Source organism: Streptomyces sp. NPDC001002, assembly GCF_053599215.1.
This window is the reverse complement of record NZ_JBSFLV010000056.1, coordinates 32,348-53,736: the sequence shown is the minus strand read 5'-3', so window position 1 is coordinate 53,736 and position 21,389 is coordinate 32,348. Positions and strand designations below refer to the sequence as shown.

Annotated in this window: 22 protein-coding genes; 8 read left to right on the top strand and 14 right to left on the bottom strand. The window is 68.8% G+C overall.

What is annotated here, in order from left to right:
• Positions 1-48 precede the first annotated feature (48 nt).
• The gene (locus ACWDR3_RS24980) at positions 49-753 is read left to right on the top strand and encodes a uracil-DNA glycosylase (RefSeq protein ID WP_450354766.1); all 705 of its coding nucleotides are present in this window, start codon (positions 49-51) and stop codon (positions 751-753) included.
• On the opposite strand, the gene ACWDR3_RS24975 is transcribed toward ACWDR3_RS24980, so the two are convergent.
• Positions 750-1,460 (bottom strand): hypothetical protein, encoded by a 711-nt coding sequence (locus tag ACWDR3_RS24975; RefSeq protein ID WP_450354765.1) that lies wholly within the window; start codon positions 1,458-1,460, stop codon positions 750-752. The genes ACWDR3_RS24980 and ACWDR3_RS24975 overlap by 4 nt on opposite strands.
• 81 nt (positions 1,461-1,541) lie before the next feature.
• Entirely contained in the window at positions 1,542-2,201 is a 660-nt protein-coding gene (locus tag ACWDR3_RS24970) for a GntR family transcriptional regulator (RefSeq protein ID WP_450354774.1), read from the bottom strand.
• 194 nt (positions 2,202-2,395) lie between these two features.
• Here ACWDR3_RS24970 and ACWDR3_RS24965 point away from each other — a divergent pair, with 194 nt between their 5' ends.
• The 4 genes from ACWDR3_RS24965 (at position 2,396) to ACWDR3_RS24950 (ending at position 6,842) form a co-directional block, all read left to right on the top strand.
• Positions 2,396-3,871, top strand: coding sequence for an NCS1 family nucleobase:cation symporter-1 (locus ACWDR3_RS24965; RefSeq protein ID WP_450354764.1), 1,476 nt, complete (start codon positions 2,396-2,398; stop codon positions 3,869-3,871).
• Positions 3,872-3,876: 5 nt separating this feature from the next.
• Positions 3,877-4,590 (top strand): aspartate/glutamate racemase family protein, encoded by a 714-nt coding sequence (locus ACWDR3_RS24960; RefSeq protein ID WP_450354763.1) that lies wholly within the window; start codon positions 3,877-3,879, stop codon positions 4,588-4,590.
• A gap of 71 nt (positions 4,591-4,661) precedes the next feature.
• The gene (locus ACWDR3_RS24955) at positions 4,662-5,702 is read left to right on the top strand and encodes an MBL fold metallo-hydrolase (RefSeq protein WP_450354762.1); all 1,041 of its coding nucleotides are present in this window, start codon (positions 4,662-4,664) and stop codon (positions 5,700-5,702) included.
• A gap of 207 nt (positions 5,703-5,909) precedes the next feature.
• On the top strand, positions 5,910-6,842 hold the full coding sequence (locus ACWDR3_RS24950; protein WP_450354773.1) for a glycoside hydrolase family 6 protein: 933 nt from the start codon (positions 5,910-5,912) through the stop codon (positions 6,840-6,842).
• Positions 6,843-6,885: 43 nt separating this feature from the next.
• On the opposite strand, the gene ACWDR3_RS24945 is transcribed toward ACWDR3_RS24950, so the two are convergent.
• The 10 genes from ACWDR3_RS24945 to ACWDR3_RS24900 all read right to left on the bottom strand — a co-directional run bounded on the left by ACWDR3_RS24945 (position 6,886) and on the right by ACWDR3_RS24900 (position 14,886).
• Complete coding sequence (locus ACWDR3_RS24945; protein WP_450354761.1) at positions 6,886-7,350, bottom strand: GNAT family N-acetyltransferase; 465 nt, start codon at positions 7,348-7,350, stop codon at positions 6,886-6,888.
• A gap of 61 nt (positions 7,351-7,411) precedes the next feature.
• Positions 7,412-8,074 (bottom strand): hypothetical protein, encoded by a 663-nt coding sequence (locus tag ACWDR3_RS24940; RefSeq protein ID WP_450354760.1) that lies wholly within the window; start codon positions 8,072-8,074, stop codon positions 7,412-7,414.
• Entirely contained in the window at positions 8,071-8,727 is a 657-nt protein-coding gene (locus tag ACWDR3_RS24935; protein WP_450354759.1) for a hypothetical protein, read from the bottom strand. The genes ACWDR3_RS24940 and ACWDR3_RS24935 overlap by 4 nt, the downstream gene beginning before the upstream one ends.
• Positions 8,720-9,178 (bottom strand): hypothetical protein, encoded by a 459-nt coding sequence (locus tag ACWDR3_RS24930; RefSeq protein WP_450354758.1) that lies wholly within the window; start codon positions 9,176-9,178, stop codon positions 8,720-8,722. Before ACWDR3_RS24930 ends, ACWDR3_RS24935 begins: the two co-directional genes overlap by 8 nt.
• Positions 9,172-10,452 carry a putative T7SS-secreted protein gene (locus tag ACWDR3_RS24925; RefSeq protein ID WP_450354756.1) on the bottom strand — a complete coding sequence of 427 codons (1,281 nt, stop codon included), beginning with the start codon at positions 10,450-10,452 and terminating at the stop codon, positions 9,172-9,174. Before ACWDR3_RS24925 ends, ACWDR3_RS24930 begins: the two co-directional genes overlap by 7 nt.
• Before the next feature lie 47 nt (positions 10,453-10,499).
• Positions 10,500-10,796, bottom strand: coding sequence for a hypothetical protein (locus ACWDR3_RS24920; protein WP_450354755.1), 297 nt, complete (start codon positions 10,794-10,796; stop codon positions 10,500-10,502).
• 147 nt (positions 10,797-10,943) lie between these two features.
• Positions 10,944-11,906, bottom strand: coding sequence for a GNAT family N-acetyltransferase (locus ACWDR3_RS24915; RefSeq protein WP_450354754.1), 963 nt, complete (start codon positions 11,904-11,906; stop codon positions 10,944-10,946).
• Positions 11,907-11,971: 65 nt separating this feature from the next.
• On the bottom strand, positions 11,972-12,598 hold the full coding sequence (locus tag ACWDR3_RS24910) for a hypothetical protein (RefSeq protein WP_450354753.1): 627 nt from the start codon (positions 12,596-12,598) through the stop codon (positions 11,972-11,974).
• A gap of 77 nt (positions 12,599-12,675) precedes the next feature.
• Entirely contained in the window at positions 12,676-14,556 is a 1,881-nt protein-coding gene (locus ACWDR3_RS24905) for a DNA/RNA helicase domain-containing protein (RefSeq protein ID WP_450354752.1), read from the bottom strand.
• 126 nt (positions 14,557-14,682) lie between these two features.
• The gene (locus tag ACWDR3_RS24900; protein ID WP_450354751.1) at positions 14,683-14,886 is read right to left on the bottom strand and encodes a hypothetical protein; all 204 of its coding nucleotides are present in this window, start codon (positions 14,884-14,886) and stop codon (positions 14,683-14,685) included.
• Positions 14,887-15,307: 421 nt separating this feature from the next.
• Here ACWDR3_RS24900 and ACWDR3_RS24895 point away from each other — a divergent pair, with 421 nt between their 5' ends.
• The 3 genes from ACWDR3_RS24895 to ACWDR3_RS24885 all read left to right on the top strand — a co-directional run bounded on the left by ACWDR3_RS24895 (position 15,308) and on the right by ACWDR3_RS24885 (position 19,256).
• Positions 15,308-16,114 carry a nucleotidyltransferase domain-containing protein gene (locus ACWDR3_RS24895; RefSeq protein WP_450354750.1) on the top strand — a complete coding sequence of 269 codons (807 nt, stop codon included), beginning with the start codon at positions 15,308-15,310 and terminating at the stop codon, positions 16,112-16,114.
• 48 nt (positions 16,115-16,162) lie between these two features.
• On the top strand, positions 16,163-16,897 hold the full coding sequence (locus tag ACWDR3_RS24890) for a DUF7873 family protein (protein WP_450354749.1): 735 nt from the start codon (positions 16,163-16,165) through the stop codon (positions 16,895-16,897).
• A 496-nt stretch (positions 16,898-17,393) separates the two neighbouring features.
• On the top strand, positions 17,394-19,256 hold the full coding sequence (locus tag ACWDR3_RS24885; RefSeq protein ID WP_450354748.1) for an FUSC family protein: 1,863 nt from the start codon (positions 17,394-17,396) through the stop codon (positions 19,254-19,256).
• 67 nt (positions 19,257-19,323) lie between these two features.
• On the opposite strand, the gene ACWDR3_RS24880 is transcribed toward ACWDR3_RS24885, so the two are convergent.
• Positions 19,324-19,998: a response regulator gene (locus ACWDR3_RS24880; RefSeq protein WP_450354747.1), complete on the bottom strand. Its 675-nt coding sequence runs from the start codon at positions 19,996-19,998 to the stop codon at positions 19,324-19,326.
• Entirely contained in the window at positions 19,995-21,302 is a 1,308-nt protein-coding gene (locus tag ACWDR3_RS24875) for a sensor histidine kinase (RefSeq protein WP_450354746.1), read from the bottom strand. The genes ACWDR3_RS24880 and ACWDR3_RS24875 overlap by 4 nt, the downstream gene beginning before the upstream one ends.
• Positions 21,303-21,389: the final 87 nt, after the last annotated feature.

Below are 21,389 nucleotides of genomic sequence, written 5' to 3'. Positions count from 1 at the left end.
GGACCTGACCGGAGGACGGTGACCCGGACATGGTCATACGGTGGTGACGTGGACGCCCTCGCCGAACTCGACCTGCGCATCTCGGACTGCCGTGCCTGCCCCCGGCTGGTCGACTGGCGTGAGGAGGTGGCCCGCGTCAAGCGCGCCGCCTTCGCCGACTGGACGTACTGGGGACGGCCGGTACCGGGCTTCGGCCCGCCGGACGCCCGGCTGCTGATCATCGGCCTCGCCCCGGCCGCGCACGGCGGCAACCGCACGGGCCGCATGTTCACCGGCGACCGCTCCGGGGACGTGCTCTACCAGGCCCTGTACGACGTGGGGTTGGCGAACCAGCCGACGGCGGTCTCCGTGGACGACGGCCTAGCCCTGCACGGCGTGCGCATCACGTCTCCCGTGCACTGCGCACCACCCGAGAACAAGCCGACGCCGGGGGAGCGGGACGCCTGTCGCCCTTGGCTGGTCGACGAACTGCGGCTGCTGCAGCCGACGTTGCGGGCGGTGGTGGTGCTCGGCGCCTTCGGCTGGCAGGCGGCGCTGCCGGCGTTCACGGCGGCGGGCTGGACGGTTCCTCGGCCACGGCCGGTCTTCGGGCACGGAGTGCGCGTCCCGTTGGACGGGATCGATCTGTTCGGCTGCTTCCACGTCAGCCAACGCAACACGTTCACGGGGAAGTTGACGCCTGAGATGCTGCGGGACGTGCTGCGGACGGCGGGGGAGACGGCGGGCCTTGCGATGCGTGGAGAGGCGGTCTAGAGGGTGATCTTCTTCAGCTGGGCCTTGATGATCGCCTCCTGTACGACGGCCGCCTTCTTGCCCCCTGGGCGCGAGGGGTTGTTGAACGTACGGAACATGGCGACCGTCGCCCCCTGCCGGACAGCGACCACCGCGTAGGGGACCCGGACGTCGTCGCCCGACACCAGCTGTGTCATGCCCAGGGACACCGACTCGTCGCCGAGACCGGCGTCCGGTCGCACCTCGACGTCCTCGTAGGAGAGGTCCGCGGTGACGTCCTTGAAGCCCTCGCACCGCTCGGCGGCCGTCCGCAACGCCTCCATCACCCGCACGGCGTCCGCGGCGCTGTGGGACGAGAGGATCACCTGCGCGCCGCTGCCCTGCTTCTTCGGGAAGACGACACGCCCGACGCGCGCCGTGGCCGCGTAGCCGCTGCTTCCGCCGACCGCCTGCATGAGGGGAGCGCACGCCTCGGGATCGGCCTTCTTGCGGGACGCGTACGTGGCGGTCAGCGTCGTCTGAACCTCGTAGCTGGCGAGATCGGTGGCCGTGACCGCGGACCGTTCCAGCTCCGCCTTGCTCAGGGTTCTGGCCCTCGGGCCTGATGTGTTCTTCGCCTGTTGACGCGCGGGCTCGTCGTCCGCTCCGGAGCCGCACGCGGCCAGCGCCGGAACCATCATGAGCATGGCAATGGATACGGAGAGGCTGAGCCGGGATCGGCGCGCCATGGTGTCCCCCAGTTGGTGATGTTCGTAAGTCGGTTGGTGATGGCTGTACGGCAGTCGGTGTTTCCCGGATGACCCGGTGGATCAGCCGTCCGCCTCGCCATCCCCGAACAGATGCCGCACCGTGGAACGGTAGTTGGCCTGCACGTGGTCCAAGGCGTGGGCGCGAGCCCGGTCGGGATCGCCGGAGGCAATCGCCTCGTACAACTCCTGGTGTTCGGTGAGGAGTTGGGGCCACTCCTCGTTCTGGCGGGTGAGCCAGCGCAGGCGGCCGTCGACCGGTTCCATGACCGAGATCAGGAGGCTGTTGCCGGCGAGGGCGAGGATGCGGTCGTGGAAGCGGGTGTTGACGTCCGTGATGGTCTCGCCGTCGCCCGCCTCGGTCGCCGTGGCCGCCTGGGCGAGCAGTTCGCGCAGCTCCGTCAGTGCCTCGGGTGTCGCCCGTTGGGCGGCCAGGCCCGCCGCGTAGACCTCCAACGCCTCGCGCAGTTCGAAGAGTTCCTTGACGTCGGTGGGTGTCAGACGGCGTACGACCGTACGGCGGGCGGACTCGAAGAGGACGAAGCCCTCGGCGACCAGGGCCCGGATCGCCTCCCGGACCGGCACCCGGGAGACCCCGAACCGCTCGGCCAGCTCCCGCTCGACCAGCCGGTCGCCGGCCCGCAGCCGGCCCGCGATGATGTCCTGCCGCAGCGTGGCCAGGACCCGCTCGCGCACCGCACCGAGGGGTTCGATCTTCGTCATGGCGCCCATGGCCCCATCTTCGCCGACGCGGGGGTGTTCCCGCGGAGGCGGGTGAGGGTGGGTTTACGGAGAAGTAACGGGGCGGACATCGGTCGGAACGCTTGACGGCGGGACCATGTCGGCAGTTTGGTATACCAAACGAATCGGCAAGCAGTCCTCCTCCGTCCCCCAGCCCCGTCGCTCATGGAGGCCCCGTGTCCCTCGCCGACCGCGCCGAAGCCACCGGCGCCCCAGCGTTCGTCCCCGACCCCCGGCTCACCAACGAAGACCTCGCCCCCGCCGGCAAGCGGAACTGGAAGGTCTTCGACCTCTTCGCCATGTGGATGTCCGACGTCCACAACCTCGGCAACTACACCTTCGCCGCCGGCCTGCTGGTCCTCGGCATGAACGTCTGGCAGGTCTTCACCTCCCTGCTCGTCGGCTTCGTGCTCATCTACGTCGGCATGAACTGGATGGGACGGATCGGCCAGGCGCACGGCGTCCCGTTCCCGGTCGTCAGCCGCATCAGCTTCGGCGTGTGGGGCGCCAACATCCCGGCCCTCATCCGGGCCGTGATCGCCATCATGTGGTACGGCATCCAGACCTACCTGGCCTCCGTCGCCGTCAACGTCATGCTGCTGGCCGCCTGGCCGGGCCTTGAGTCCTGGACTCACCACTCCTTCCTGGGACTTGACGCCCTCGGCTGGGTCTCCTTCGTGTCGCTGTGGCTGATCCAGGCGGTGATCATCAGTCAGGGCATGGAATCCGTACGGAAGTTCCAGGACTTCTGCGGTCCCGCGATCTGGCTGGTGATGATCGCGCTGGCCATCTGGGTTCTCTCCAAGGCGGGTTGGAGCATCTCGCTCACCTCCACCCCGCACCCGGTCTCGGTCGGCGAGCAGTGGCGCCAGTGGTTCGGCGCGATCGGGCTGATCCTCGCCACCTACGGCACGTTGATGCTCAACTTCTGCGACTTCTCCCGCTTCGCGCCGGACTACAAGACAGTCCGCCGCGGCAACTTCTGGGGCCTGCCCATCAACTCCACGGCGTTCGTGGTCGTTTCGGTGATCGTCACGGCCGGCTCGCTGGAGGTCTGGGGCCAGGCCATCACCGACCCCGCGGAGCTGGTCGCCAAGGTCGGCAACACCTGGGTGATGGTGCTGGGCGCGCTGACCTTCGCCATCGCCACCATGGGCGTCAACATCGTCGCCAACTTCGTCTCCCCGGCGTACGACCTCGCCAACGTCTGGCCGCAGAAGATCACCTTCAGGATCGGCGGCATGATCAGCACGGTGGCCGCGCTGGTGGTGACCCCGTGGAACCTCTTCTCCAACCCCACGGTCGTCAACTACTTCCTCGGCGGCCTCGGCGCCTTCCTGGGCCCGCTGTTCGGCGTGATCATGGTCGACTACTACCTGGTCAAGCGCGGCCGCGTGAACGTCGACGAACTCTTCGACGCCCGCCCCGGCTCCCGCTACTACTACCGCAGCGGCGTCAACCCCAAGGCGCTGGCCGCGTTCCTGCCGTCGGCGGCGGTCGCGGCGGTGCTCGCGCTGGTGAAGACGTTCAGCGATGTGGCGCCGTACTCCTGGTTCATCGGCACGGCGCTGGGAGCGGGCCTGTACCTGCTGATCTGCCGCGGCGAGCGCGCCGAGCGCGGTGCCGAACCGGCCGTCGAGGTGGGGGTCTGAGCGGAGTGCGGATCGTCGTCACCAACTGCAACACCACGCAGGAGATGACCGAGGAGATCGTACGAGGTGCCCGGGCCGCCGCAGGCCCGGGCACCTCCGTGACCGGCCTGACCCCCGCCTGGGGCCCCGAGTCGGCGGAGGGCTGGCTCGACAGCTACCTCTCGGCGGCGGCCGTCATGGACCTGCTGCGCACATACGAAGGCCCCGCCTACGACGCCGTCGTGCTGGCCGGCTTCGGGGAGCACGGGCGGGAAGGCGTACGGGAGTTGGTGGACGTACCCGTGGTCGACATCACGGAGGCGGCGGCTCACTTGGCATGTCTGCTGGGCCGCCGCTACGGCGTGGTCACCACCCTTGAGCGCTCCTGCGGCCAGATCGAGGACAGCCTGGAACTGGCCGGCGTGGGCCGCAACTGCGCCGCCGTCGTCGGCACGGGGCTCGGCGTCCTCGACCTGGGCGACCCCGACCGCACGGAGGAGGCGTTCGTGGCGGCGGCGGAGCGGGTGCGGGCGGCGGGGGCGGAGGTGTTGGTCCTTGGGTGCGCCGGAATGACGGGGCTGCAGAGGGTAGTTGGGGAGAAGCTGGGCCTGCCGGTGGTGGACGGGGTCGGGGCCGCGGTCAAACTCGCCGAGTCGTTGGTGGAGTTGGGGTTGTCGACGAGTCGGGCGGGGGGCTATGCGCGGCCGTTGGTGAAGCGGCGGGTTTGGGGCAGGGGTTGAGGAGGTGGTGGGGGTCTGATGGAGCGGGGGCGACTCCTGAGGGCGCAGGGGCCTGCGGTCAGAATGAGGGCATGAACCTTCCTGACGGACTCACTCCGGTTGCTGAGGGGCTCCATCTGTGGGCGCCGCAGCACGTCGGCACCTGGGGCTTCGCGAACTGTCTGCTGGTCACCTCGGGCGAGCAGGCGGCACTGGTCGACACCCCCTACGACCGGCCGATGACGGAGGCGTTGATCGCGGCGGCGGGCCAGGCCCTGACTGCCGACGTCACCGTGAGGACGATCGTCAACACCCACGTCAACGGCGACCACACCTTCGGCAACGGCTGTTTCCCCGGCGCCGAGATCATCGCCACCCGCGCCAGCGCGGAGCACCTGTGCCGCGAACCGTCACCCCAGCAGATGCACTTCCTCACCCACGGCACACCGCCCGACGAGCCCCTCGGCTGGTACGCGCGTGAGCACTTCGGACGCTACCGGTACGAGGACCTGGAGACCGCCCCGCCCACCACCACTTTCTCGGGCCGGTACGACCTCCAAGTGGGCGACATCCAGGCCGAGTTGATCGAGGTGGGGCCGGCGCACTCGGCCGGTGACCTGATCGTCCACTTCCCCGCCCAGCGGGTCGTCTGCGCCGGGGACGTCCTGTTCGCCGACGACCACCCCGTGCACTGGGACGGCCCGTTGTCCGCGATCATCGCCGCCTGCGAGACGGTCCTGGCCCTCGACCCCGAGGTCGTCATCCCCGGCCACGGCCCGCTGATGACTCCGCAGGACGTCCGGGCGTACGTCGACTATCTCCGCGAACTCGAAGCGCTGGTCCACGCCCACCACGCGGCGGGGGTCCCGGCGACCGAGGCCGCCGCCGACATCCTCGCGACCGGCTTCTACGACCACCTGGGTCTGCCCGAACGCGTGGTCATCCTCACCGCTGTTGAATACCGCCACCTCGACGACGACACCTCCGAGCCGAACCTCGTCGAGTTGTCGGCGCGGGCGGCGGCTTGGGCGTATCGGCATCGGGGGCCGGGGAGTGGGCAGTCCGGGCAGGCGGGGCTTGCTGTCGTGCCGGCGTCTGCGGGAGACGAGGGGTTGCGACCGCCGTCGGGGTGATTTTCCGACGACCTGCCCGGTGGTGCGCCGGGCTGTGCGGAGCCGTACCCGCAGACTCCGGTCAGGACGAGCGAGTCGTGGCGAGTCGTGCCGGGGACGGAGAAGCCAGTGTTCAGGAACCTGCCCGCTCGACTGCCGGGGTCTTGCCGGGCGAGGCAGGCGTCGGGGTCGGCGCCGCGCATACTGCTGGCGGCGTTGCTGGCCGGCCTGTGCTGCACGGGCGCGTCCCGCACTGCTGCGGCGGAGCCGTCCCCTGACCTGTGGACGGACCCCGACTCCCGCGCGGCCCGCCAGTCCGCCGAGTGGCGAGGCGAGGGCCGGACTGTCGACGCCGCCCTCATGGACCGTATCGCCGACCACCCCCAGGCCGAGTGGCTGAACGGCCCGGACCCCGGCCCGGTGGTCCGCGCCCGCACCACCGCGGCCGAGCGAGCGGGCCGCCTCGCCGTGCTGGTGGCGTACTACATCCCGAACCGCGACTGCGGCCAGTACTCGGTCGGCGGTGCCCCCACGGCGGCCAACTACCGTGCGTGGGTTGACCAGTTCGCGTCGGCGCTGGGCGACCGGGGCGCGTACGTGATCGTCGAACCGGACGCCGTGGCGCAGGTGGTGGCGGGCTGCACGCGGGTGGCGGCGACCGAGCGGTACGCGTTGCTCGCCTACGCCGTCGACCGCTTCAAGCGGCAGCCGCACACCCACGTCTACCTCGACGCGGGCAACTCCGCCTGGATCCCGGAGGCTTGGCGCCTGGTCGCCGCGCTGAAGTCGGCGGGCGTGGCCCGGGCCGACGGCGTGGCGCTGAACGTCTCCAACTTCCAGACGAACACGGCGAGTTCGACGTACGGCGACTGGCTGTCCAAGGACCTCGGCGGCAAGCACTACGTCATCGACACCAGCCGCAACGGCAACGGCCCGAACACCGCCGCCACCGGCACGGACGCCTGGTGCAACCCCCCGGGCCGCGCCCTGGGCACCCCACCCACGACCCGCACGACCAACGCCCTCCTGGACGCCTACCTGTGGATCAAACGCCCGGGCGAATCCGACGGCACGTGCCGGGGCGGCCCGGTGGCGGGGGAGTGGTGGCCGACGTATGCGCTGGAGCTGGCGCGCAACGCGGCGCAGGGAAAGGCCGGTTGAGCCGAGAGAACGCCCGTCGTAGGCAAGCACGTGGACGCCGACTCTACGGCTGCCACACGTACCGCACATCCGGCTCCCGCTCCTCGTTCCCGCTCCCGTCCGTGTACTCGACGGCGACGAAGCCGTGACGCTCGTAGAAGCGGTGGGCGGGCTTGTTGACCTGGAAGGTCCACAGGGTCAGCCCCTTCGGACTGCGCTCCTTGGCCAGCCCGACGAACAGATCACCGATCCCGCGCCCACGCCAGTCGGGTTCGAGATACAGCTGGGAGAGCTCGTCTCCCTTGACGACCATGACCCCGACGACCGTCCCCCCGACCTCCGCGACCCACGTCTCCCGAAACGGCACCACCACGTCCCGGAAATGGCCCCGCACGTCATCGGCGGACCGCGGACTGACGACGGTCGGCAGCGCGGCGGCGAAGGAACGGAGCCAGACGTCGGCGGCGGGGCGTGCGTCGGGGGCGGTGGCTCGACGGAGGACGACTTCGGGATCCGCGTCGCTGCTCATGCGGGCACCTTATGCGGCGGCCGGTCGTGGCTCACCTCATTTGTGCGACGACGAGGTGGGGTCATTCGGCATTCGCGTCTGGTGAACTCCCGTCCTCTGTCTCGAGATCCCAGACCGCCACGCTCAACGTGTGCCCCAGTTCCTCGATGTCCTCGGCGGCCCGGATGACCTGCGCCGTGTCGGTCGTGGCGGTCCACAGCACCACGTCCGCACCGACTTCGTCATCGCGCCAGGCGTAGCGCAGGGCGGCGACCACTTCGGGGGTGTCGTCGTAGCGGAGATAGCGGAATGCCCGCAGTCCTTCGCCGAGTGGTTCTGTGCGGGCGGATTCGACGACGGGCGGTTCGACGGCATCCGGATCCTCCGCTCCGACGAGGAACCGCAACGTCTCCTCACGGTCACCCTGGGCGGGCTTGACCATGGTGCACACCTGGAGAGGCATTCTCGTCGGTTCCCACATGCGCAGCAGCACGCGCGTATCGAAGGGCTCGGGCGCGAAGGCCTCCGCGAAGCGCCGCAGCGTGCCCGTGAGGAAGAGCACTCCGGATTCTTCCGGGTCCTGTTCGTACGCCCGCCAGTACAGCTTGGCGCACGTGTGCGCCCAGACGCCGATGTCCTGCCACTCCTCGGTGTCCCAGCGCGGAGGGAGCTCCAGCCAGCGACTCGGGTCGTAATCGATGTCGAGGCTGAATTCGTGCTCCAACTCGACCCTGGGTTCGGTCATGTCCAGCTCCACCTGAAGGTCGTCATCAGCGCGTCGAACCACTCGACCAGGGCATCAGCGAGTTCGTCCCGCGGGTCGCCGGCCCCGATGGTGGAGAACGCCGCCACGAACCAGCGCTCCGGATCGCCGGGAACAGGCATGAAGTAGTCCACCCTCCGGCTGGCCAACTCGGCCCCGCGGTCCACAGCCGCAGGCGCGACACGTTCCCGGCGCACGGCAAGGGCACCGTCCACCTCACCGCTGCTCGCATTCAGGTCGGCGGCCATGTCGCCGGAGAGCAACCACAGGGCGGTCTCCGCCGGATCGGACACGCGGCCGGTCATGGTGTCGGACCCCGTATGTGCGGGGACCAGCGTCTCGGAGACGATGATCGACGCACCGAGGTTCGCTTCCCCCGCCAGCCGCATAGGGAGGTACAGCTCCAGTGCCTCGGCCTTCCGAGCCTCGGCCACGGCTGCCCGCAACCTGCGTTCGAGCTCCAACCGGAGAGGGGTCAGCTTGTCGCGCGGTACGTCGGCCGGCACGCGCGAGAAGGCCGAGGTGACGATGGAGCGTACGGACTCTTCCGCGTCACCCTGCCGTAGTGGGACCTGCACCCAGTCCGACGGCAGGAGCAGGCGATAGCCGGTGGGTGGAGATGTCGACTCAACCACGCGCACGAGCCTGCCTGTTGGTGTGCCAGATGCCCGCGAAGACGGAGACGCTGAAGACGACGGTCGGCAAGAGCGGCAAGAAACCTTCGCGCAGGGCGCCGACGACGGCCATGAAGAGGTAGAGGCCACTGACGATCTTCAGATCGGACTCCATGGTCACACCGCTGCGCCTGGCCTCGGGATCGCGGAACCGGAATAGCGCCAGCAAGGGAGTCAGGGCCGCGATGTCGGTCCACCAGGTGGGCATGGGCACCTGCCATCCCCACAACGTCGCGTTCCTCAGAGCGGGCAGAAACCACAGAAGCGTGAGCACCAGCACGGCGACGAGTACGTAGCGCAGTCTGGTCGCGAGCTTGAAGAGTGCCTCGTCCGACCGGCGCGCGGCCGCTCGGTCGGCGTCGGCGGTGCCGGTGTTCTCCGCTCCCTGATTGACCGGCTTGAATCTCACCATCGTGACCCCAACGCACCTGCTGCAGGTGCCGTCATATGACCCTTTGCTTTCACGTACGTGCTTGAGTACTCGTCGCCGAGCCTGCCGCCGAGGTCGAGCACCGTGCTTGCGCCCCACGAGGCCCGCGCCATTCCCAACTGACGCTCCGCTGCGTCAGCTGCGGTGGCCAACCGGGCGTTGTCGGGATACTGGCTGCGCCAGCGGCGGATGTCCTTCACCTGCTTGGACGTGTCCCTGTCGCCGAAGGCGAGGACCTTCTCGTTTCTCGACAACTCCGGCAGGGGCTCGTCCCGTACCTGCCTGCCCGCTGCCCGTCCCGACGCGTTCTCACGCGCCCGGTGCACGCGTGCGAGTCGACCGCCGCCCCTTCTGCTCGCCGCGTTGGCACGCATGGCCTCTCGCCTGGCCTGCGCTTTGGCAAGCCCCTCGGAGAGACCGCGAGCCTCCTGCTGCAGCCCTTTGACGGCCTTGGCCGCCCTGATGCCGTTGCGCGCCATCTTGAACGATGCGACATCGGTGAGAACGTCGAACCAGGAACCGTTGCCTGTCAGCGCCTGAAGCACGTGGATCACGATGACGACCCCGGTGAGGAACCCGGCCAGAGCACCGACGGCCGGGAAGAAGATCGCGATGATGGACAGCACTGTGGTGATGTCGCTCAACCACTCGGCCAGGTCCCCGAGCCAGTCACTGCCCGCCCACGCCTTGGCCTCGTTCCACCAACTGTCTTCCATGTCGTCGTCGATCGACGACCGGATCCTGCCGGCGTGGTGGTCGGCGCGCTCACCGTAGAACGAGACAGCCTGGGTCAGCTTCGTACGGGCCGTCTCAAGGGCTTCCTCGGCCCGCTTGACGGCGGGGGTGTCGTCGGGATGGCCCCTGTCGGAGCCCTTGCCCGTGCCTTCGCTGCCGTTGTCGGGCTTGCGAAGGTCGATGACCCGTTGGGCGTCCTTCGCGTCGTCGAGGGCCCGATCCGCCCTCGTCTGGGCGGTCTCCATGTCGTCCGCCCAGCCGCCGAGATGCCCTTTCACCTTGCGGTACCGGTCTTCGGCAAGGTCCAGTCTGCGGCCCAACCCGCGTGCCTTGTCCCCGAGTTCGTCCGCGTACTTGCCTCTCAGGCCGTCGCAGTCGGCGATCGCCTGCATGGCCTTGGCCTGTGTGCGCAACTTCTCGGCGATCTTCCTCATGTGCGCGACCTCGCGCCGAATCCCTTCGGGATCCCCCGGAACGGGGTCGGTCTCGGCGAGCGGCGCCCAGTCAGCCGGCCGAGCCATGGATGTTCCCCCTGTGAAGAGCCATCGCTCCTTCTGCGCCCAAGGTGCTACCTCTTCCCCTCGGTGGCGCCGGCCAGTCGGGTGTCGAGTCCCTTGAAGGCGTCGCTGGTCGTCCTGACCATCTTCCCGACCTCTTCGATCTCTTCGACCAGCCGCTTTCGGTTCCTGTCCCAGTTGTTCACGAAGTCGGCCATGGCGCTCCGGACACGGCTGTCGCCCAGCAGAGTCGCGATGTCGTGCTTCCAGTCCTCCATACCTTTGAACTCACGGCGAATCTGGGCGAGTTGCTTGGCGCTTGTGGACAGGAGGTCGTAGTCGACCTGGAGATCCGATTCCTTCGACACAAGATCGACTCCCGGTGGGGCGAGGGTTCTCTCGAGCAGACCGAAGGTATCGGGACGGCAACAACGACACCAAAGCCAGTTCTGTCCAGGTTGACGAAGGGCAGGGGTGTTCACCGAATGAGTTCCACGACGGCCTCCGGATTCCCGTCACGGAACGCCGAGCATCGACCCGTCGTCGTACGGACTCTCCACCCGCCAGCCGTCCTCGCGTGCCACTTGCTCGAACACGCCGATCTTGTAGGCCAACCCCTCCGGCTCCCCGATGTCGCACCACCCTGTCGCCTTGGCCCACTCCTTCTCTCCGCGCACCAACGGCCGTCCGCGCACGGCGAGATGGAGCGCGAGTGTCGACAGTGCGTACAGTTCCAGCGTGCTTCGACGCTCGGACAATCGCCGGTACGCGTCTGTCTTGTGCAAGCGCAGTCGGTGGCCGTCGGTGCTGCCCACCAGAAGCGTGTTCATTTCCTCCGGTTCGGTCGAGGTCGTCGAGGGCCCGTCATCGCCTGCTACGCCTGCTACGAGAAACGTCAACGAACCGTCGGCGGCCTCGTGGACTTCGTAGCGGGGCAGGTACGACAACCGGGCGAAGCCGAGGGCGTGTTTCCAGGAGGTGAGCCAGAGGCCGCGGGTGAGGTAGAAGCGGACGGATCTCTGCCAGGTCCAGTACGAGTCCAGGCGGAATCCGTGCAGCCCTTCGGCGCGGCATGCCTCGTACACCGTGTTCAGTGCTGCCGTGGCGAGTCCGTGGCGGCGGGCGACCGGATGGACGTAGAGCGAGGAGACGCGCAATGCCCCGCCGCCCAAGGACAGGGTGCCGACGGCGATCGTGCCCACCGGGCCGCGGTTGCCGTCGGGCGGCAGGATCCAGTACCGGCGGCAGAGGGTGTCGTCGTACCGGTGCTCACGTCCGGCGGCGCCCAATCCGAGCCGTAGCCGTTTCTCGCTCGTCACCGTCAGCGAGTCCGGGTCGACGCACTCGCCGAGGGCGCCCTCGGCGAGGGAAGCGAGATCCCACAGCCCGAACCGGCGGCCTTCGCCGAAGGCGACGGGGTGCAACAAGGGGCAGGTCGCGAGCCGTTGGTGCACCCGCTGGGCTTGATCGTCCTTCATACGGCCGGAGCGTAGGGGCGCCGTGGGGTGCGGACCGGGTGCTGTCCTGGCCATCGCCGGGTACGTCATCCCGGCGATGGACCGCACTCCCGTTCAGACAACTGCCGTTCGCACTCCTGTCCCAGGTTCGGGTACGCCTCCGCGATGGCCGCGTAGATCCGGCGCCGGAGCAGTTCCTCGGCGACCGAGCGGCCGGAGCTGCCGTGCACCCCGTCCAGTAGTTCCTCGTACCGAGTCAGTCGGTGGCGTAGATAGTCGACCTTCCAGCCGTCGGGAGTGAGGTGGCCGGGGATGCGGCGGTCGGTAGTCGTGTCCCTCACTACGCGTTCGTAGGGACGCTTCTCCTCGTCATGCCGGCGGCGATGCTCGACCGCGAGTTGCTCCAGCCTCCTTGGGGCCAGTCGCGGTACCTCGATGGGTTCGGCCGCGATCCGGGCCAATACCTCGCGCCTCCTGCGCTGCGCGGCAGCCTTCGCCGCGACCGAGCGGCGTACCGCGGCAGCCGCCAGGCTCTTGAACTCCTCGCCCTGCTCGGCGGCTTCGACCCGTTCGACGCCGTAGAGCCGGATCTGTGGGGCCGCGCGGAAGTGCGGGTTGTCGCGGAGGAGATCCGGTTGGCCGAGCAGCCGGCGAATCATTCCTCGCGTCCAGCCCCGCGCCAGTAGACCAGTCGTCGAGATGTGCGTCGTCATCACTAACTCCCCCGTCGTTACACTGAGTGACGAGCTCATTGATAACGCGTGGCACTGACAATCGGTCGGGCTGGTACCTAGCCTGCTACGCCGACGGTCTCCACAGCTCCCACCAGCTCCCGGAGTTTGGCCCTAGTCTCCGCATCGGTCGAGTAGATCATCGTGCCGATCATCCCTCGCGTCAGCAACACTTTGTACGTATTGCGGATGAGCCGGTCGACGTCCGTATCCGCCGTCGACTTCTTGAACACCGGATCCTTGGACTCCGTTCGATCGGTGATCCAACGATCACCACGCCAGACCAGATCGGGTCCCATGATCACCCCGCTCCAGTCGTATTCGAAGCCCTGCGCGGTGTAGACGCAGCCGACCTGTCCGAACCCGGCCGGATCCGTGGCCCAGAGAGCGGCGGGCGGCGCACCGGCGATCCCGCGTTCCCCGTACACGTTCCACGGCCGCGCCCAGTCGCCGATCACCACATCCGTGGGCAGCGACTGACCATCCGCATACTTGGTGGTCCACTTCCAGCAGTAGCCGGCGGACATCCGAGCGCTGAAGCCCTGGGAACGGCGCTCCTGGAGGAAGTCCTCCATCTCCTGAGGGCTGTTCGCCACATGGAGCCGCATCCGGTCGTCCGGCTCCCAGGGAACCGGCCCGCCGGGTTCCAGGTTCAGCAACTGGACGACCCAGCGCAGGTAGGCATCACTGCCGCCGCACCGGAACTGGCTGTCCAGGGAGACTTCGTGGCAGGTCAGGCTCTTCGCGGCGGCGGCGTCTCGGATGTCCTTGAGGGAGCCCATCTCGCCGGGCCGTACCACTTGGTGCTCGTCGAGGAGGAAGACAGGTACCCGGGCGGCATCGATGAGTTCCTCTATCTGCCGCTTGCCCGTTCGGTGTTCGGCACGCGTGTACCGGTTCTCCGAGGTCTTGCGGATGCGGTGGGCCTCGTCGCAGATCAACACGTCAAGGCCATTCCGCTCCGCCGTCATAAAGCTGTTGAAGTACTTGAACAGCTCCTGGACTTCGCGCTTCCGGGTCCCCGCCACCTTCCTCATGGTCTTGGTGAACGAGGCCGAGCCCGTCGCGTGCAGAGCGGTTCGGCCCTGCCGGTACAACTCGCCGAGCAGAGACAGGGCGATCACGCTCTTGCCGGTGCCCGGACCGCCGGTGACGACGACCACCTCCTTGTGGTCGGCGCGAGCGGCTCTGCGTACGGCGCGCATGACCGTCTCGTAGGCGACACGCTGCTCGTCCAGGAGCACGAACTCCTCGCGCTCGCGGACCTCCCTGGCCGCGACGGCCATCAGTTGTTTGGAAGGGCCGATCTTGCCCGCGGCCAGTTCGTCGGCCGCGGTCGCTCCCGAGGCCGGCGAGAGCCGCGACTTGAGGAAGTCCACGAACTCCCCGCGCCGTTCCTCGCTGAACAGCCGTCCGCGCTCGCTCTGCTCGACGCCGTAGAGGCCGCTGATACCGAACTCGGTCGCATTGTGGAGATACGCGGCTCCGGCAATGCGGTCCGGGGTGAAGGAGAGGGCGCCGTTGAAGTGGGCGAGATAGTCGCAATAGCCCCGAACCTGCTCGACAGGGTTGAGCACGGGACGTGAATAGCTGTCCACTCTGCACAGCAACGGGTCGTCCTCGTCCGACTCGGCGTTCGACCACTGCTTCAACTCGACCACGACGTACGACGGTTCACCGGTTCTGGGGTGAACTCCCGCCAGTACGGCGTCCGCACGCTTGCTCGTCAGGGGCAGCTGGTACTCGAAGAACACATGGACATCCCCCAGATCAGCCTCCAAGAGGACGTCGAGCAGCCGGGGGAGGCTCTGTCGCCACGAGTTGGCCTCCGAGCCGCTGGGGCGATAGCCGTGCGCGTGTACGAAGCGGTCCGTGAGCCGGTGGAACAGGTCCTCGCTGAAGGCCTGTTCACGGGCGGCGGAGACGGATTCACGAAGCAAGGCGGGCTCCCGGGCAGCACGATATGACTCGTGCGGGTGGGGGCGTGTCCATGATGGGAAGCCCGGCGGGCCGCAGCAGGGTTGATCGGCCGAAGCCTATATCGGGGCACATCGTTTGCCTTCGCCTCACTTACGTCCCCAGTGATCTTTGGGCAAGTGCTTCAGGACGATGGCGATTTGGCCCAGAATCCTTGCCCGATGCGCTGAATCGCTGTCCTTCAGTGGGGCCTTGATGGCCTGGTTTCGGGTGTAGCAGTTGAAGGCATCGCGCACGATCACGACGAGCGCCGTGGCGATGATGGCGGCAATGGTCACAGCCTGGCTCTGCACGGAAACACCTTCGGGAAGAGGTGCCGGAGATGAGGCGGGGAATCGTTACGCCTCGATCCGGGCACAGGTCGTCAATGTCTTCGGACGTGCTGCGGCCGGATCAGGCCTGGATGCCGCGAATGCAGCAGCCGCCGTGGATGACGAAGTCTTCCCGAGGTGGGGAGAGTGCGAGTGGAGAACGCACTGCGTGCGCTGAGCCGCGATCTGCGGACATGAGGGAACTCCAAGTTCGGGTGGTGATGTCCCTGGTGGAGCTCAAGGGGCGAGACATCAGGCGGGCCGATCGAGTGTTCGAAATGCTAGCACGGAGAGTGACAGGTGGGGCCATGGGTTTCTGTGGAGTCCACGCGCAGAAACGGTCTGCCTCCGCCTACGCTTCCGATGACGCCCGGCACTCACATGATCGGTTGGAGCCGTAACCGTGCCCACTCTCCCTGGCTCCGTCTTCCTCGACGCCGTCGCCGACCGCCTCGCCTCCCTCCCCGCCGTCCGTGCCGTAGCCCTCGGTGGGTCCCGTGCTCAGGGCACGCATCGTCCCGACAGTGACTGGGATCTTGCCGTCTACTACCGGGGTGCCTTTGATCCGGAGGATCTTCGGGGACTCGGGTGGGAGGGGGAAGTGTCTGAGGTCGGTGGGTGGGGAGGTGGGGTTTTCAATGGTGGGGCCTGGCTCACCATTGATGGGCGACGCGTTGACGTGCACTATCGCGATCTCGATGTCGTGGAGCACGAGTTGGCGGAGGCTGAGGCGGGGCGGTTTCGGGTGGAGCCGTTGTTGTTTCATCTGGCGGGGATTCCGAGTTATCTCGTTGTTGCTGAGCTGGCTATCAATCAGGTGTTGAGGGGGGAGGGGGAAGTGCCGCGGCCGGAGCGGTATCCGGAGGCGCTGCGGGTCTCCGCCTCCGCGCGTTGGTACGGGACCGCCCGCGCCACCCTCTCCTACGCGAGGGCCAATCACGTTCCGAACGGTCGGCTCACCGAGGTCGTCGGGGCCGTTGCCACGGCTGCTGTCCAGGCTGGGCATGGTGTGTTGGCCGCGCGGGGGGAGTGGGTGACCAATGAGAAGCGGTTGTTGGAGCGGGCCGGGTTGAGGGGGATTGACCGGGTGCTTGGGGGGTTCGGAGCGGGATTGGGGGCGGAATCGGGGGCGGATCCGGTGGTGCTGGCCCGCGCTGTTGACGATGCCGGGACGCTCTTTCGGTCCGTTGCCGATTCATTCGGCGGGTGACGGAAAACCTTTCGCCTTACGGGAGTTGACGCTGCTAGCTTCCTTCTCGTGGCGAAACTCAATCAGATCATCGCGGTAGAGAAGGGCATCAAGTCCAAGGCCCATCAGGACCTCACGGCTGCCCAGCACGGGCTGCAGAAGCCGGCGTTGCTGGCCGGTATCTCGCGGACGTATCAGCCGAAGGACGAGGAGGGTGAGCAGTTGCCGCCCGAGTCGACCCGGGTGCAGGTGCAGGCCGAAGGGGTGTTGCGGGAGACCGCGGCGACGCTTACCCGGCTGTTCGACGTGACCGCCACCAAGGACTGGGCCAACTGCGAGGCGCGGGCGGATGTGACGGTGGACGGGCGGGTGGTCGTCGCCGCTGTGCCCGTTTCGTATCTGCTCTTTCTGGAGAAGCAGCTCGTCGAACTCAATGCCTTTGTGCGGAGGTTGCCCGTTCTCGACGCCTCCGAGTTCTGGGTGCAGGATCCGTCCACCGACGCCTGGAAGACCGAGGCCGTACGGACTCTGCGGACCAAGAAGGTGCCTCGCAACCACGTGAAGGCCGAGGCCACCGAGAAGCATCCCGCGCAGGTCGAGGTGTACTACGAAGACATTCCCGTCGGGTACTGGACGACCGTGAAGTTCTCCGGCGCGCTGCCCGCCCGCCGCGTCAACGAACTCCTCGACCGGGTCGAGAAGTTGCAGCAGGCGGTGAAGTTCGCGCGCGAGGAGGCGAACGGGGTCGAGGTCGTCGATCAGCGGGTCGGGGACGCCGTGTTCGGCTATCTTTTCCAGCAGTAGCCAGTAGCCAGTAGCCAGTAGCCAGTAGCCAGTAGCCAGTAGTTCAATTTTCCAGTTTTCCGGAATTCAAGACTCCCCGGTCCTTGTGGCCGGGGTGCGCCAAGAGCGCAAAGCTGATGCTGAAGCTTGTCGTGATGAATCAATCTCAGACTCTCGCTCCAGACTCAGTATTCGCCGTCCATCGCCGGATCCATCGGGGTCAGGCCCCCACGTCGTCGAAATACTGGTTCAAGTCCAGTCCGCGCAGCTCGATGTGCGGTGGTCCAAAGGCAGGACGCGACGACATGATGACTGACCTGGGCCCTTAAACGGGCCGGCGTGTGAATGTGGGCGGCCTCACAGGGCCCGGGGGCAGGCTACGCCCCCGGGTCCGCCTTCATTTGAGGGGCGGGTGCCCGGGTTTCGTTCATAAAGAACTCACCCTTCCCGCCGATCGTCACATTCCTGAAATGCCGACGCCCCGTTCTCTCCCCTCACGCGGCCTACCGTGAAGACCGTGTCCCGCACCGCGCCCGTCGTACCTCCCTGGCTCGCCCACGCCCTCCGCGCCCAACGCGGCCCCGTCCCCTGGAGCGCCGTCACCCGTGGGGCGTTGTCCGCGGGCCCCCTCCTCCTCGCCGCCGTCCTTCTCGACCGCACCTCCCTCGGTGTCGTCGCCGCCATCGCCGCGATGCTCGCCGGGATCAACGACCGGCCCGGCAGCAGGCGGGCGTCCGTGCGGCGGATCGGAGTGCCGGCGCTCGCGGGGGCCGGCGGGATGCTGGTGGGGACGTATGCGGGGGAGCATGTGGGTGCCGTCGTCCTCACCCTTCTGTTCACCGGCATCGGGCTGATCGCCGGTGGAGTCAGCGCAGTTGGGCCCATCGCCTCCGGCGCCGGTACGCAGTTGCTCGTCGCCTCCGCCATCGGTGCCGGCATGCCCCTGCCCGAGGAAGGGTGGCAGCGCGCCCTTGCTTTTCTCGCCGGTGCCGGGTGGCTGGTGGCGTTGCGGCTGGTGTTGCCGACCCCCGGCGCCATCGCCGGTGACTTCCGCTTCGACGGCGAACGCGTCGCCGTCGCCGCCGTGTACGACGCCGTCGCCGAACTCCTCGACGCCGTCGGCACCGATGAAGCCATCGCCCGGAGGGCAGCCCTGACCGCCGCCCTCGATCATGCGCAGGACGCCCTCGCGGGGCCCCGGTTGCGGCGGTACGCCAGTTCCTCGTCCGAGCGGCGGCTGCACGCGCAGTACGCGGCCGCGCTGCCGTTGGCCGAGGCCGCGACCGCGCTCGCCTGGGGCGGGGAGGCCGTGGCTGGACGGGCCTCCGAAGGACCGCGCCGGCTCGCCACCGCCGTACGGGAAAGCACGCACACGGGACCGTTGCCCGCGCCGCACCGGTCCGCGCCCGCGCTACGGGCCCTGGACGACGCGCTGTTGCACGCGGCCGAGGCCTTCGACCGGGGGAAGGGGACCGACCTGCACACCCGGCGGCGGTCCGTCCGGGGGCTGTTCAAGGTCGCTTTCGGGGTCGGCGGGCGGGAGTACGGGCTGCGGGTCGCCCTCTGCTTCGGAGCCAGCGTCGCCGTCGCCCAGGCCCTGCACCACGCCCGCTGGTACGGGCAGCACGAGCACTGGTACTGGCTGCCCGCCACCGCCGTCTTCCTCGTCAAGCCCGACCTCGGGCCCCTCGCCTCCCGGGTGTTGTGCCGGGCGGCCGGCACCGTCCTCGGCGCACTCCTCTTCGCCGGGTTCGCCCTCGTGCTGCCCCGGCCCGGAGGGCTCATCGCGCTGGTCGCCGTCAGCGGCGCCCTCATCCCCGTCGCCACCCGCCACTTCGCCGCCCAGACCGCCGTCGTCACCGTCCTCGTGCTCGCCCTGGTGATGGTCGGCGGCGAACCTCAGGCTTCCGCGGGACGGATCGGCGAGACGCTGCTGGCCTGCGTCATCGTGCTCGTCGTCGGACACCTGCCGATGCCGGGGCAGCGGGGCGGGACCGTACGGGCCCGACTCACCGCGGCCGGCACCGCCGCGCACGCCTACCTCGACCACGTACTGAGCGGCTCCGACGACCGCACCGCCCGCTGGACCCTGCGCCGCGAGGCTTACCGCGCCCTCGCCGAGGCCCGCACCGCCATCGCCCTCGCCGCCGCCGAACTCCCCGCCCTCGCCCGCCACTCGGCCGGCACCGACAAGGTCGTCACCACCCTCGAACGGCTCGTCGACACCACGACCGCCTGCGCCGTCCACCTCGACGACTCCGGCCACCTCTCGGCCCGACACAGCGAGCAACTCGCCGAACTCCTCGACGAGTTGGAACGGGAGAGGGAGCGGACGGGGCTACGGGGGCTACGGCCGCCCGCGTTGCCTCTCGCCGGGTAGCGACCCGATCCGGGCAACTCCGTGACCTGGTGCCCCGGTTGCTCGCCTCCCTCCGGACCCAACCCCGTCACCGCAACAACCGCCGCTCCTTCGCCACCGCCACCGCGCCCGCCCGCGTCTCCACCCCCAACTTGCCGTAGATCCGCCCGAGATGGGTCTTCACCGTGGCCTCGCTGATGAACAGCGCCCGGGCGATCTCGCGGTTGCCGAGGCCGCGGGCGAGTTGGCCGAGGATGTCGTGCTCGCGTTCGGAGAGGGTGGGGCGCGGGCTGCGCATGCGGGCCAGGAGGCGGTCGGCGACCGGCGCGGACAGGGCCGTACGGCCCGACGCGGCACTGTGGATCGCCGTGAAGAGTTCCTCCGGGCGCTCGGCCTTGAGGAGATACCCCGTGGCGCCCGCCTCGATGGCCCGGGTGATGTCCGCGTCCGTGTCGAACATCGTCAACACCAGTACGCGCACGCTCGGTTCGGCCGACGTCAGCTCTCTCGTCGCCGTCACTCCGTCCATGCCCTCGCCCAGTTGCAGGTCCATCAGCACCACGTCCGGCCGGAGCCGCGCGGTCAGCGCCAGCGCCTCCTCCCCGCTGCCCGCCTCGCCGACCACCTCGATGCCCTCGGCGCTGGACAACAGAGCGCACAGGCCCGCCCGTACGACCGCGTGGTCGTCGCACAGGAGGAGACGGACGGGGAGACGCGCGGGCGTGCCCGTCGGACCGGCCCCGGTTCCGTCATTGGTGCTCAAGAAGCCTGCTCCTCAAGGATGTTGGAGGGTACGGGGATCGCCGCCGACACGACCGTCCCCTCGCCCGGTGTCGACTCAACGGTCAGCGTCCCGCCCGACTGTCGCGCCCGGATCCGCATCGCCGGCAGGCCATGGCCGCGCGCCGGGTCGGACACGCCCGTCGGTGCCGTGGCGGTCGTGTCGAAGCCCCGCCCGTTGTCGGCGATGTCCAGCGAGACCTGGTCGTCCAGCCAGGTCAGGGTCAGCGCGGCCCGGGTCGCCGCCGCGTGTTCGCGGACGTTCGCCAACGCGCCCTGGGCGATGCGGAGAAGGGCCGCCTCGGACCGTTCCGGGAGCGGGCCCTGGGCGCCGTCCGGCCGGAACTCCCCGAACTCCCGGAACTCCCCGGACTCCCCGAACTCTTGGAACTCGACCGTCAGTCCCGGCCCGCTCTCCCGTTCCGCCAGCGCGGCCAGCGCCCCGGGCAGGGAGTGCTCGGCGAGGTCGGCCGGCGCCAAGTCGTGGACGAAGCGGCGGACTTCGGCGAGTCCGCGCGAGGTGATGCCCGCCGCCTTGCCGAGATGCGCGCGGGCCGCCGCCGGGTCCGACTCCCACACCCGCTCGGCGGCCTGCAGCAACATCCGCTGGCTGGACAGGCCTTGGGCGAGGGTGTCATGGATCTCGGTGGACAGCCGCTGCCGTTCGGCGAGCACGCCCGCGCGTCGTTCGGTGGCCGCGAGATCGCGCCGGGTGCGGACCAGGTCGCCGATCAGGACTCGTTGGCGTACCGACTGCCGTTGCAGATGGACCAGTACAGCGGTGGCGACCGCGGCGACGGCCGGTGGGGCCACGACCATGTTCGGGTTGAGCGTGCCGTGCGCGACGCGGATCTCGGAGGCGACGACCAACGCGGTCAGTACGGCGGCCAGCGGCACCGCGATCCGTGGCGGCAGCGTGTGCACCCCGACGAACAGCAACGGCATCGCGCACCACGTGGCGCTCGGCGCCAGGACCACGAGGACGGCCCAGATCGCCGACACCGAGCCGAGCCAGACCAGATGACGCGCGGTCGGTGCCGAGCCGGGGCGGGGTGCCGGGGTCAGTACGCGGCCGAGGACGTAGAGGAGGGAGAAGGCGGCGAAGAGGGTCACGATCCAACCCGTGTGCGCTCCGCGCCCGTCGCGCATCAGGAAGCGGACGAACGAGGAGCCGAGCAGCAGGAAGAACGCCGCGTGCACGGTCGCGACCAGCCAGCGCTCGTCCGGATCGATCGGATCAGCCGGATCGACCGGCTCGGTCGGATCGGCCGCATCGGAGTGTTCCATCCTCCGTGTCTAACGCCCTCAGCGTGGCGGCGCATCAACCGATCGGTTGACATCAGGTTCGTCCGAAGGGGCCGCGGACCAGGGACT

Coding starts and splice junctions, on each gene's coding strand:
- ACWDR3_RS24975 (WP_450354765.1), bottom strand. CDS start 1,460: ATGGCGCGCCGATCCCGGCTCAGCCTCTCCGTATCCATTGCCATGCTC.
- ACWDR3_RS24970 (WP_450354774.1), bottom strand. CDS start 2,201: ATGACGAAGATCGAACCCCTCGGTGCGGTGCGCGAGCGGGTCCTGGCC.
- ACWDR3_RS24955 (WP_450354762.1), top strand. CDS start 4,662: ATGAACCTTCCTGACGGACTCACTCCGGTTGCTGAGGGGCTCCATCTG.
- ACWDR3_RS24945 (WP_450354761.1), bottom strand. CDS start 7,350: ATGAGCAGCGACGCGGATCCCGAAGTCGTCCTCCGTCGAGCCACCGCC.
- ACWDR3_RS24940 (WP_450354760.1), bottom strand. CDS start 8,074: ATGACCGAACCCAGGGTCGAGTTGGAGCACGAATTCAGCCTCGACATC.
- ACWDR3_RS24930 (WP_450354758.1), bottom strand. CDS start 9,178: ATGGTGAGATTCAAGCCGGTCAATCAGGGAGCGGAGAACACCGGCACC.
- ACWDR3_RS24925 (WP_450354756.1), bottom strand. CDS start 10,452: ATGGCTCGGCCGGCTGACTGGGCGCCGCTCGCCGAGACCGACCCCGTT.
- ACWDR3_RS24915 (WP_450354754.1), bottom strand. CDS start 11,906: ATGAAGGACGATCAAGCCCAGCGGGTGCACCAACGGCTCGCGACCTGC.
- ACWDR3_RS24910 (WP_450354753.1), bottom strand. CDS start 12,598: ATGACGACGCACATCTCGACGACTGGTCTACTGGCGCGGGGCTGGACG.
- ACWDR3_RS24875 (WP_450354746.1), bottom strand. CDS start 21,302: ATGGAACACTCCGATGCGGCCGATCCGACCGAGCCGGTCGATCCGGCT.